This is a genomic window from Pseudomonas sp. N2-3-1-14 (assembly GCF_041228395.1).
Classification (GTDB): Bacteria; Pseudomonadota; Gammaproteobacteria; order Pseudomonadales; family Pseudomonadaceae; genus Aquipseudomonas.
On record NZ_CP166199.1, the window covers coordinates 179,441 to 191,787 of the forward strand.

Here is a 12,347-nt window from a genome sequence, read left to right on the forward strand (position 1 = left end):
CCCGCTTTACTTACCCACAGCGCCCCGCGCCGCCGATCACAAATTTGTTTCAAAACTTGACTGCTTTGGACGCATCCACCATATTGATAGTTAGCAAACTAACTGTATGCGAACAATCCAGTGCCTCATACCCTCGAACAACTTCAGATGAACCTCAGCAGCAGCATGGTGGTGGGCGCCCGCAATTGGCGCAAAATCTGCCAGACCACGCTGGTGAGCTACGGTATTTCCGAAGCCTGCGCCGTGCCGTTGTTGATGATCGGCCGCTTGGGCGACGGTGTGCACCAAGTAAAAGTCGCCCAGGCCTCCGGCATGGAAAGCCCGTCGTTGGTGCGCCTGCTTGATCAGTTGTGCGCCAGCGGCTACGTGTGCCGGACCGAAGACGTGCATGACCGCCGCGCCAAGGCCTTGAGCCTCACCGAGCGCGGCCGCGAACTGGTGCAAGCGGTGGAAGTGCAGCTGGTGCGCCTGCGTCAGGAAGTGCTGGCGGACATTGCCCACAGCGACCTTGAAGCCGCCCTGCGCGTGCTGCGGGCGTTCGAAGCGGCCGGGGTTGCAGCGCCTTGAACGGATTTTTTACCGGTTTTCCGCCAGCCCGCGATTGGTTCTACGGGGTACGGACGTTCGCAGCGTCAATGATCGCGCTGTACATCGCCATGCTCATGCAAATGCCACGTCCGTACTGGGCGATGGCCACGGTGTATATCGTCTCCAGCCCGTTTGTCGGTCCTACCAGTTCCAAGGCGTTGTACCGCGCCATCGGCACCTTCATGGGTGCAGCGGCGGCGGTGGTGTTTGTGCCGATGTTTGTGCAGGCGCCGTACGTGTTGGTGGTGGTGATTGCGTTGTGGACGGGCATTTTGCTGTTCCTGTCCATGCACCTGCGCACCGCGAATAACTACGCGCTGATGCTGGCCGGCTACACCTTGCCGCTGATCGCCTTGCCGGTGGTGGATAACCCGCTGGCGGTGTGGGATGTGGCCGAGGCGCGTACCGAGGAGATCTTTCTCGGCATCGCGGTCGCGGCGGTGGTGGGCGCGATGTTCTGGCCGCGGCGCCTGATGCCGGTGTTCGATGGCTCGGTAACCAAATGGTTTGCCGATGCTCAGGTCTACAGCCTGCGTTTTCTAGCGCGTAACGTGCAGCCAGAAGAGGTCAGCACCTTGCGCGGCGGCATGGTCGCCACCTTCAACACCCTGGAATTGATGATCGGCCAGCTGCCCCACGAAGGCGCGCGGCCGCAGACCGTTCGCAACACCAAGGAACTGCGCGGGCGCATGATTCACTTGCTGCCCGTAGTGGATGCCCTCGACGACGCCCTCTACGCCGTCGAACACCGCGCGCCGGAGTTTCTCGACCGGCTTACGCCGGTGCTGGAGGCAAGCCGGCAGTGGCTGGAAAGCACCGTTGAAACCGCCCCGCTGGAAAGCTGGCGCGTGCTGCGCGATCAGGTCGATGCCCTGCAGCCCCAAGGCGAAGCGCTGGACGACCGCCACACACTATTGTTCTCCAACGCCCTGTATCGCCTCGGCGAATGGATCGATCTGTGGCAAGACTGTCGCAGCCTGCAGGCCGCCATCCAGTGCGAAAGCCAGGACACCTGGCGCGCGGTGTACCGCCACTGGCGCCTGGGCCGGCTGACGCCATTTCTCGACCGTGGCTTGATGTTCTATTCGGCGTTTTCCACCGTTACCGCGATCATCGTCGCCTCGGTGCTGTGGATTCTGCTGGGCTGGACCGACGGCGGCAGCGCGGTGATTCTGGCGGCCGTGGCCTGCAGTTTTTTTGCCTCGATGGACGACCCGGCGCCGCAGATCTACCGGTTCTTTTTCTGGACCGCGATGTCGGTGCTGTTCGCCAGCCTTTATCTGTTTCTGGTGCTGCCTAACCTGCATGATTTTCCGATGCTGGTGCTGGCGTTTGCCGTGCCGTTTATCTGCATCGGCACGCTCACCGTGCAGCCGCGTTTCTACCTCGGCATGCTGCTGACGCTGGTCAATACCTCGTCGTTCATCAGCATCCAGGGCGCCTATGACGCGGACTTCCTGAACTTCGCCAACGTTAACCTGGCCGGTCCCGTGGGCTTGTTGTTCGCCTTTGTGTGGACGTTGATTGCACGGCCGTTCGGCGCCGAACTGGCAGCCAAGCGCCTGACCCGTTTCAGTTGGCGCGACATCGTCACCCTGACCGAACCTGCGACCCTCGCCGAACACCGGCACATGGCCGCGCAAATGCTTGACCGCCTGATGCAGCACCTGCCGCGCCTGGCCCTCACCGGCCAGGACACCGGCATCGCCCTGCGCGATTTGCGTGTGGCGCTGAACCTGCTCGACCTGCTGGCCTACTCGCCGCGTATCTACGGTGTGCCACGGGTACTGCTCAACCAGGTGGTGGAAGGCGTGGGCGGTTACTTCAAGGCCTGCCTGAAGGCGGGTGAACGCTTGCCCGCGCCGAGCGGTCTGCTGATGACCCTGGACCGCACGCGCCGCGCCCTCAACGGGCAAGGCCTGCAAGACGAAGACGACACCCGCCTGCATCTGCTGCACGCACTGGCCGGCTTGCGCCTGTCGTTGCTGCCTGGCGTGGAATTTATTGGCGGCACCGAAATGGAAGCGCCGCTGCCTGATGGAGCGCCTTTATGATCGGTGATCTGGATATCAGCGGGGTGTTCCTGCCCACGCTGCTGGTGCTGATGGGCATTACGTACGTGTTGTTTCTGGTGGTGCACGGGCTGTTGACGCGCATTCACTTCTATCGCCTGGTCTGGCACCGGGCATTGTTCAATGTGGGGCTCTACGCGCTGTTGCTGGGCGCGGTGGACTCACTCAGTCGATATCTGATGACATGAAAAAACCTTTTTTGACCATCGGCCGTGTTGTCCTGACGTTATTGATAGTGACCTTCGCTGTCGTCGTTGTGTGGCGCATGGTCATGTACTACATGTTTGCGCCCTGGACCCGTGACGGGCATATCCGTGCCGACATCGTGCAGATCGCCCCGGACGTGTCCGGGCTGATCCAGCAAGTCGACGTGCGCGACAACCAGTTGGTGACCAAGGGCCAGGTGCTGTTTGCCGTGGACCAGGACCGCTTCAAGCTGGCCCTGCGCCAGGCCCAGGCCGCCGTGGCCGACCGCCAGGAAACCCTGGCCCAGGCCAATCGCGAGTACAAGCGTAATCGCGGCCTGGGCAACCTGGTGCCAAGTGAGCAGCTGGAAGAAAGCCAGTCCCGCGTGGCCCGCGCCCAATCGGCCCTGGCCGAGGCGCAGGTGACGGTGGACGCCGCCCAGCTCAACCTCGACCGCTCGGTGATCCGCAGCCCCGTGGACGGCTACGTCAACGACCGTGCGCCGCGCAATCAGGAGTTCGTCACCGCCGGGCGCCCGGTGCTGTCGGTGGTCGACAGCAACTCCTTCCACATCGACGGTTACTTTGAAGAGACCAAGCTCGACGGCATTCACGTCGGCATGGCTGTGGATATTCGTGTGATCGGCGACAACGCGCGCTTGCGTGGCCATGTGCAAAGCATCGTCGCCGGTATCGAAGACCGTGACCGCACCAGTGGCTCCAACCTGCTGCCCAACGTCAACCCGGCGTTCAGCTGGGTGCGCCTGGCCCAGCGGATTCCGGTGCGCATTGCCTTTGATGATGTGCCGGCGGACTTTCGCATGATTGCCGGGCGCACAGCCACGGTGTCGATCATCGATGACAAGACCGCCGCCAAAGAACACGCGCAGCAGGGAGAAAAACCATGAAACCGGCGGCGTTGCTGGCCACGGCTGGCTTGGGTTTGCTGCTGTCGGCCTGCCAGGTGGTAGGCCCGGATTACCAATTGCCGGACAAGGCCGCTATCAACCGTGGCGACCTGCAAGGGCAGATCGCGGGCGAGGGCCACAACGTGGTGTCGGCGCCGGTGCCGGCGGATTGGTGGAAGCTCTACAAAGACCCGCGCCTGGATGAGCTGGTGCGCCAGGCCATGGCCTCCAACACCGACCTGCGGGTGGCCGCCGCCAACCTGCAACGCGCGCGTTTCCAGACCCAGGAGGCTGAGTCGGCAGGCGGCTGGAGTGCCGGCGCCAAGGCTGAGGCCCAACGTTTGCAGGAATCAGGTGAAGCGTTTTTGCTGACCGAGAAAGTCCCGGTCGGCAACATCGGCAGCGCCAGCATCAGCACCTCTTACCAGTTCGACCTGTTTGGCACCCTGCAGCGCGGCATCGAAAGCGCCCAGGCCACCACCGACGCCGCCCAGGCCGCCGCTGACATCGCGCGCATCACGCTGGTAGCGGATGTGGTGCGTTCCTACACTCAGGTGTGCGCGGCCAACGAAGAACTGGCGATCGCCAACGAATCCCTCGACCTGCAGGCCCAGAGCACCAAACTGACCCAGCGCCTGCGTGACGCCGGGCGTGGTGATGAAACCCAGGTGACGCGTTCGCAAACCCAATACAAATCGTTGCGCGCCGACATGCCGCGCTACGAAGCATTGCGCCAGGCGGGCTTGTTCCGGTTGTCGATGCTGCTGGCCAAGCCAGTAGACCAACTGCCAGCGGGCACCGGCACTTGCGCCGAGCTGCCGCACATCGCCCAGTTGCTGCCGGTGGGCGACGGCGCGACCCTGCTCAAACGTCGCCCCGATGTGCGCCAGGCCGAGCGCCAACTGGCCGCCGCCACCGCGCGTATCGGCGTGGCCACCGGCGCGTTGTACCCGGACATCAGTATCGGCGCCACCGTGGGCACGGTGGGGCTGCTCGATGACTTGGGCACGCCGGCCACCAATCGCTGGGGCTTTGGCCCGTTGATCAGCTGGTCGGTGCCGACCAACGGCGCGCGTGCGCGCATTCATGAAGCCGAAGCCGCGACCCAGGGCGCCCTGGCGCACTTCGACGGCGTGGTGCTCAATGCCATCCGCGAAACCCAGACCGGCCTTGCGCAATACACCGCGCAGTTGCAACGCCGCGATGCGTTGGCCGATGCCGGCCAGTCCGCCAAAGAAGCGTCGGAGCAGACGCACCGCTTCTTCCAGGCCGGGCGCGCCTCGTTCCTGGCCGACCTGCAAGCCACGCGCACCTACACCGATGTGCGCGCGCAGCTGGCGGCGGCGAACACCCAGGTTGCCATGAGCCAGATCGATCTGTTCCTGGCGCTGGGCGGTGGTTGGGAAAGCGGACGAACGCAAGCGTCTCAGGCCAGCAAACCCTGAGCTAAAAGCTATGCTTTGTCAGGTGAGTCGCCGTGGCGGCTCACCTGACACTGCTCGCGTTTGCTCATGGGGATTCCAATAATGAAAAACCCTTATGCTCCCGCTTTCTGGTGCGTGTGCTTCGCACTGGTGTTGTTATCGGCTGCCTATTTCTACGGCGTCATGCTTGCCCATCAAATCGACAAGGCCATGGTGTTTCTCGACAGCGCGTGCCTGGTGATTGGCACGTTGTCCATTGGCGTGGTGGCGTGGGCGTCGTATCAAAATCAACGGGTGAAGAAAAAACTGCTCGAACAAGGCAAGACCCGCGTGGCGATCTGGGACACCAAAGTTGCCTTGCGCCGCGTCGAAACCGTGTTCGACCGCTATTTCTGGGGCAGCTACTGGCAGCCCGGGCGGACTTTCCAGGAAGTCATGGGCGAACTCACCGGCACCCCGCTGGAAAAAAGCCTCGAAGCCCTGAAAAAACAGTGCGTCCTGCTCGACCAGCAGGTAGCCGACGGTAGGCATTGGCTGAATAACGCACGGGAATTGTCCGACGTGGCCAACGCCATGGCACGCGAGCGCTACCAGCTGGACTTCTGCAACCCCAAGGCCGACACCCCGGGAAACGCCGTCATACACCGCGAATTCGAGGTGTTGGTGTACACCTGGACCGCACGTTTGAAGAGTTTTGATCATCAACTCGATGAGATTGAATTGGAGTACTCGTGAACCAACGGTTGACCTGACCCCTCTGAAAAGCTGGGCCGTTCGCGGCCGCCAGTGCTAATCTTCCCCCGTTTTCGGCGGGTTTGAGCCAATCCCTCTTGGGGTTCAAGGAAGACAGCCCACTTCTCACAGGATTTGATCAGGTCACTTCATGAATAAGCCAGCAGTCGTTCTTTTGGGTTTCGTTGTCGCCGTCGGCGTCGTCAGTGCAGGCGGCGCCTGGTACACCGGTAAGCAACTGGAGCCGGTGCTGCAGACCGCGATCCAGAACGCCAACAAGGAACTGCAGACCTCCATGGCCGGCGTCGACGGCAGCGTGAACCTGGAGCTGGTGTCCCTGGACCGTGGCCTGTTCAGCAGCACCGCTCACTACCGCCTCAAGGGTCAAGGCAGCGTATTCGGCGAAGAAAACCCGAACCCTGAGCTGCTGTTTGTCGACCACATCGAACACGGCCCGTTGCCGTTCTCGCGCCTGGTTTCGCTGAAGTGGCTGCCGGTTATGGCCACCAGTCACTATGAGCTGGAGAAGAACGCCACCACCGAAAAATGGTTCGCCGCCAGCAAAGACGTGTCGCCGCTCAGAGGCGTGGCCAATATCGGCTACAACCGTTCGGTCGATGGCAACGTCGAACTGCTGCCTCTGGAACTCAAGGACGACAAGTCCTCGGTGAGCTTCTCCGGCGCCAACCTGGACTTCGACGGCACCGCCGAAGGCCAGAAGGTCAAGGCTGAAGGCTATATGAACAGCCTCAAGGTCGCGGTGATCGATGCCAACGGCGCGCCTTTTGAAGCCGAGCTGTCCGGCCTGACCGTGGCCAGCAACCTGGAAAAAACCACGTTTGGTTTCTACACCGGGCAAAACACCGTTGAGCTGACCGACACCAAAGTGACCTACGGCCCGCAGAAAGCCGTGCTGACCCTCAAGGGCTTCGAGCAGAAAGACACCAGCGAGACCAAGGACAACAACCTGGCCGGCCGCGTCGATTACAAAATCGACGAGATCGGTTACCAGGGCAAGCCTGTCGGTTCGGCCGCCATGGCCCTGAGCATGAAAAACGTCGACATCCCGGCCATGCTGGTACTGACCAAGCTTTATCAAGACAAGATGCAGCCGGTGCAAGCCGCCGCCGCTGCTGGTCAGCCTGTGCCTGAGCTGCAACTGACCGAAGCCGAGCAGACCCTGGCCGAGGCCAACGTCAATCAGGTGCTGGCTGCCAAGCCGCAAGTGGCGGTGGAAAACCTGTCGCTGAAAACTACGCACGGCGAAAGCAAATTCAACCTGGTGGTCGACCTGACCAAGCCGGCTTCCATGGAGCTGCCGCCAGTTGAACTGGGCAAGCAGGTCATCGCGCTGCTGGATGCCAACCTGACCCTGTCCAAGCCAATGATCGGTGACGTCGCTGCACTGCAAGCACAAGTGGGCGGCGTGACCGACCCTAAAGCCATCGAGCAGCAATCGCAGATGGCGGCCGAGATGGTCAGCGGCATGGCCGTCGGCACCCAGTTGGCTACCCTGGTGGGCACGGATGTGGTCTCCAAGCTGCATTACGCCAACAATGAAGTGACCTTCAACGGCCAGAAGATGACAGTTGAGCAATTCATCGGGTTTGTGATGGCCAAAGCCGGCGCGGTCAGTGGCGCGCAGTAAGATTTCTTACATCAGTAAGAAATAAATAATGGGGGAGCAGGGTTGCCTGGGGCAGCGGTCAAACAGTCGGCATACGGGCCGGCGGTGACCGGTCAGCCCAGGCAAGTCTGCTCCCCCATTGGCTTTTCTGTTGACGGGACAATTCTGAACAATTGTTCCGAATCGGACATATTCCTACATTCATAGGGGATAGTTCCTACAGGAAAGCTAGGCCGGGTCATCAGACGCCGGCACCCTGATGCAAACCGCTCAGGACCACCTATCGTTACAGCTTTCCGCGTGTAAGGAAGCTCACGATATGTTGCGAAACCTACCCATCAGTGCTTCAGGCCGGTTGCGACTGCTCATCGGGGCTGCCTTGTGCAGTCAATTGCTGATGCCCGACCTCGCCCTGGCCGATCCGGCCTACGACGCTTTGATTATTCAGGCGCGAAACGGCAACTTCACGCCGGCCCTTACCCAACTGCGCCAATTACCTGCCGAGCGCCAGACGCCAGGCCAGATCAGCGATCACATTGTGATTGCCGGCTGGGCCGGGCAAGACGCCGAAGTGCTGAAGGTGTACGAGGCGCAAGGCAAGAATCGCAACTTGACTACACAGGCGCTGGCCACGGTCGCCCGTACCTATCGCAATCAAAAGCAGTGGCCTCAGGCCCTGGCGGTTTATCAGCAGGCGCTGCTGCGTGAACCGAATAATATCGACCTGCAACTGGGCCAGGCCCTGACCCAGGCCGACGGTGGCCAAACCAACGAAGCTGTGCAACGCACCCGCGCATTGGTGGCCGCGCAACCCAATGACCCCAACCGCCGCATGGCCCTGGGCTACGCGCTGACCCGCGCGGGCTTGAACTACGACGCCCTGTTCGAGTTCGACCAGGCTTTTATCCGCGCGGGTGACAAACCCGAAGTGGTGCGCGAATACATCGTCGCCCTGCAAAAGGCCCGGCTGCCGGAGCCGGCCCTGCGCCTGTCGGCCAAGCACCCAGGCGTGCTCGATGTTGTGACCCAGCGCCGCCTGGAAGGCGACCTCGCCGCCGAACGTGTGCGCATGGCCGAGTACGCCACGCGCACCGAGAAAGAACGTTATGTGGTCGCTGATCGCGCCCTCAGCGACTACGACACACTGCTCGCCCGCTGGACCCCTGACCAGAGCGCCCATGACGACGTGGTGCGCTGGCACATCGACCGCCTGGGCGCCCTCAAGGCACGCGCGCGCACCGCCGAGGTCATCCGCGAGTACGAAACCCTCACTGGCGAAGGCGTGCAGTTGCCGACCTACGCTTTGCGCTGGGTGGCTGCGTCCTACCTCGACCAGCGCCAGCCGGAAAAAGCCGAGCCGCTGTACCGCCAGGCGCTGACGGCACCGGATGCTGATCCGGGTGACCACGTCGAAGACAGCACCGCATTGTTTTACGCCCTGCTCGAAAGCGACAAGGTGATGCAAGCGCGCGAAGTCGCCAATAACCTGGCCACCAACCAGAAACCTCGCGTTGAACTCAAGGGCTTGCCCATCGGCAACCCCAACGACAGCTGGATGGACGCGCAGCAACTGGCGGCCCAGGCCGGCACTTACGGCGGTGACCTGCCAGGCAGCGAAACCGGGCTGGAAGCCCTGGTGGCGAAAGCCCCTGGCAATGTCGGCCTGCGCCTGGCCCAGGCCGATATGTACCGCGCGCGTGATTGGCCGCGGCGCGCCGAAGGCTCGCTCAAGGAAGTTGAAACCCAGGCTCCGCGCGATATCGGCCTGGAAGTGTCCCAGGCCTACACCGCCATGGACCTGCAGGAATGGCGGCAGATGGACGCGCTGACCGATGACGTGCTGGCGCGCAACCCCGACAGCCGCCAGGTGCAGCGCCTCAGCCGCCTGCGCGACATACACGACATGGCCGAACTGCGCGTCGAAGCCTACACCGGTAAAAGCTACGGCGGTGGCGGTAACGATGATGTGGGCGCAGTGGCGGGCAGCCGCGACTGGGGCATCGAAAGCGTGCTTTACAGCCCGCCCATCGATGAAGACTGGCGCGTCTTCGCCGGCGCCGGCTACGCCACCGCAGACTTTACCGAAGGCACCGGCCAGCATCGTTTTCAGCGCGTCGGCGTCGAGCAGCGCACCCGCGACATGACCCTGGAAGCCGAGGTGTCCAACCACTCCTACGGTTATGGCTCCAAGCAAGGCGCGAGCGTGTCGATTGCCCGCGACATCAATGACAACTGGCAGTACGGCGGCAGCCTCGGTTACCTCCTGGCGACCACACCGCTGCGCGCATTGAATGCCGATGTCACAGCCAACGGCGGCAGTGGCTTTGTCCGCTGGCGCGAGAATGAAAGCCGCGAGTGGAAGCTGTCCCTGAGCCCGTCGCATTTCAGCGACGGCAACAACCGGCTCGAAGCGCTGCTCACCGGCCGCGAGGGCATCTACAGCTCGCCGCATGTGCAAGTGGACCTGGGCCTGGAAGTCGGCGCCAGCCGCAACACGAAGGACGACGTGGTGTATTTCAACCCGAAATCGGACTTCAGCGTGTTGCCCACCATGACGGTCAATCACGTGCTTTATCACCGCTATGAGACCCAGTGGAGTCAGCAGTTCCAGGTCGGTGCGGGTACCTATAGCCAGCGCGATTATTCCACCAGTGGGGTCGGCCTGATCGGCTACGGCCAACGTTTTCGCTGGAACGACGTGCTGGAAGCCGGCGCCAACCTGAGCCTGATCAGCCGCACCTATGACGGCGATCGCGAACGCGATCTGCGCCTGCTCGTCGACCTCACTTACCGTTTCTAAAAGAGCCTGAACATGACTGTCCTCAGCCGTTGTTTATTGGTCCTGGGTGTATTGCTGGCCGGCGCGTGCGCCCAGCAACCTGCGCCCTATACCCCACCCGCCGAGCGGCCGACACCTGCGCGTGAAGCGCCGTGGCCGAAAAACCATTTCCTGGGCATTGCCTACCACGACATCGAAGATCGCGACCCCGATCAGGCGGTGGTGGCGGTGCGCACTGAACGGTTGGTCGACCAACTGGCCTGGCTGCGCGAGAACGGCTACCGGCCGGTCAGTGTCGATCAGATCCTGGCAGCGCGCAGCGGTGGGCCGCAGTTGCCGCCCAAAGCCATCCTGCTCAGCTTCGACGACGGCTACTCCAGCTTCTATACCCGCGTGCTACCGATTTTGCGTGCCTATAACTGGCCGGCAATTCTGGCCCCGGTGGGCTATTGGATCGACACGCCGCTGAATAAACCGGTGGATTTTGCCGGCACACCGCGCGCGCGTTCCGACTTCCTGACATGGGAGCAGGTGCGCGAGATCTCCAAATCGGGCCTGGTCGAAATCGCCGCCCACACTGACGCCAGCCACACCGGCATCCTGGCCAACCCACAAGGTAACCAGGAGCCGGCCGCCGCAACGCGACGTTATGACGCCGCCACTGGCACCTATGAAACCGAGGCGCAGTTCCAGGCGCGGATGCGCGCCGACGTCACGGCCATTACCCACAAACTGCGCGCCGTCACCGGCAAGGCGCCGCGTGTATGGGTGTGGCCTTACGGCGCCGCCGACGGCACCTCGTTGGCGGTCGTCGGCGAACAGGGCTACCAGATGGCCCTGACCCTGGACGACGGCCTCGACGACCTCGCCAACCTCAAAAGCAGCCCACGCTTCCTGGTGGCCTCCGACCCGGACGGCGAGCACTACGCCAACGCGATTGTCGGTACTCAGGCGCGGACCTCGATGCGCGTGCTGCACGTGGACCTGGATAATGTCTACGACCCGGACCCGGCCCAAGAGGCACGCAACCTCGACCAGCTGGTGCAGCGCGTGGTCGACATGGGCGCCAGCACCGTGTTCCTGCAAGCCTTCGCCGACCCCAAGGGTGACGGCCTGGTGCATTCGCTGTACTTCCCCAACCGCCATCTGCCGGTGCGCCGCGACTTGTTCAACCGAGTCACCTGGCAACTGCGTACCCGTGGCCACGTGGCGATCTACGCGTGGATGCCAGTGCTGAGCTTTGCGCTCGACCCTTCGTTGCCGCGTGTCACGCGAATGGACCCGAAAACCGGCCAGGTCGGCCTCGACCCGGACCAGTACAAGCGCCTGTCGCCGTTTGATCCGGCCGTGCGCCAGCAGATCGGTGAGATCTATGAAGACCTGGCACGCAACACGGCCATCGACGGCGTGCTGTTCCACGACGACGCGGTCCTCTCTGATTTCGAAGACGCCAGCCCCGCAGCGCTCAAGGCTTACGCCGCCAACGGCCTGCCGGGCAGCATTGCCGCGCTGCGTGCCGACCCGGCCGTGATGCAGCGCTGGACGCGTTTCAAGAGCCGCTACCTGATCGACTTTACCCAGGAACTGGCCGCAAAAGTGCGCGCCATCCGCGGGCCGCAGGTGCAGACGGCGCGCAATATCTTCGCCGAGCCGATGCTCAACCCGGCGAGCGAAGCGTGGTTCGCGCAGAACCTCGATGACTTCCTCCAGACCTACGACTGGACCGCGCCGATGGCCATGCCGCTGATGGAGGGCGAGACGCTGAAGAACTCCAACGCCTGGCTGGAAAAACTCGTGGCCACCGTCAAGGCCCGTCCCGATGCCTTGCAGCGCACCGTGTTTGAACTGCAAGCCAAAGACTGGCGCACCAAAGACGCGCCCGATATCGACGGCGCGCAGATGGCTGAATGGATGGGTGTGCTCAAACGCCAGGGGGTCAGGAGTTTTGGCTACTACCCGGACAACTTCCTGGAAAATTCGCCGGACCTGAAGACGGTACGTCCGGCCCTGTCCAACCAATGGAACCCTTGAC

At 62.7% G+C, this 12,347-nt stretch carries 9 protein-coding genes; all 9 read left to right on the top strand.

Annotation, left to right across the window (positions count from 1 at the left end; translation table 11 throughout):
• Positions 1 to 147: 147 nt before the first annotated feature.
• The 9 genes from AB5I78_RS00750 to pgaB all read left to right on the top strand — a co-directional run bounded on the left by AB5I78_RS00750 (position 148) and on the right by pgaB (position 12,346).
• Entirely contained in the window at positions 148 to 567 is a 420-nt protein-coding gene (locus AB5I78_RS00750) for a MarR family winged helix-turn-helix transcriptional regulator (RefSeq protein ID WP_369301841.1), read from the top strand.
• Complete coding sequence (locus tag AB5I78_RS00755; RefSeq protein WP_145159627.1) at positions 564 to 2,642, top strand: FUSC family protein; 2,079 nt, start codon at positions 564 to 566, stop codon at positions 2,640 to 2,642. The genes AB5I78_RS00750 and AB5I78_RS00755 overlap by 4 nt, the downstream gene beginning before the upstream one ends.
• On the top strand, positions 2,639 to 2,848 hold the full coding sequence (locus AB5I78_RS00760) for a DUF1656 domain-containing protein (protein WP_016969155.1): 210 nt from the start codon (positions 2,639 to 2,641) through the stop codon (positions 2,846 to 2,848). The genes AB5I78_RS00755 and AB5I78_RS00760 overlap by 4 nt, the downstream gene beginning before the upstream one ends.
• Positions 2,845 to 3,753, top strand: a complete 909-nt coding sequence (locus AB5I78_RS00765; RefSeq protein ID WP_145159629.1) for an efflux RND transporter periplasmic adaptor subunit — start codon at positions 2,845 to 2,847, stop codon at positions 3,751 to 3,753. Before AB5I78_RS00760 ends, AB5I78_RS00765 begins: the two co-directional genes overlap by 4 nt.
• Positions 3,750 to 5,198: an efflux transporter outer membrane subunit gene (locus AB5I78_RS00770; RefSeq protein ID WP_169367941.1), complete on the top strand. Its 1,449-nt coding sequence runs from the start codon at positions 3,750 to 3,752 to the stop codon at positions 5,196 to 5,198. Before AB5I78_RS00765 ends, AB5I78_RS00770 begins: the two co-directional genes overlap by 4 nt.
• A gap of 81 nt (positions 5,199 to 5,279) precedes the next feature.
• Positions 5,280 to 5,912, top strand: coding sequence for an NADH:ubiquinone oxidoreductase subunit N (locus tag AB5I78_RS00775; protein ID WP_119738334.1), 633 nt, complete (start codon positions 5,280 to 5,282; stop codon positions 5,910 to 5,912).
• A 148-nt stretch (positions 5,913 to 6,060) separates the two neighbouring features.
• Positions 6,061 to 7,557, top strand: a complete 1,497-nt coding sequence (locus AB5I78_RS00780) for a YdgA family protein (protein WP_145159633.1) — start codon at positions 6,061 to 6,063, stop codon at positions 7,555 to 7,557.
• Between the two features lie 298 nt (positions 7,558 to 7,855).
• Entirely contained in the window at positions 7,856 to 10,336 is a 2,481-nt protein-coding gene (gene pgaA / locus AB5I78_RS00785) for a poly-beta-1,6 N-acetyl-D-glucosamine export porin PgaA (RefSeq protein WP_369301840.1), read from the top strand.
• Positions 10,337 to 10,348: 12 nt separating this feature from the next.
• On the top strand, positions 10,349 to 12,346 hold the full coding sequence (pgaB, locus tag AB5I78_RS00790; RefSeq protein ID WP_369301839.1) for a poly-beta-1,6-N-acetyl-D-glucosamine N-deacetylase PgaB: 1,998 nt from the start codon (positions 10,349 to 10,351) through the stop codon (positions 12,344 to 12,346).
• The last annotated feature ends 1 nt before the right edge of the window (position 12,347 follow it).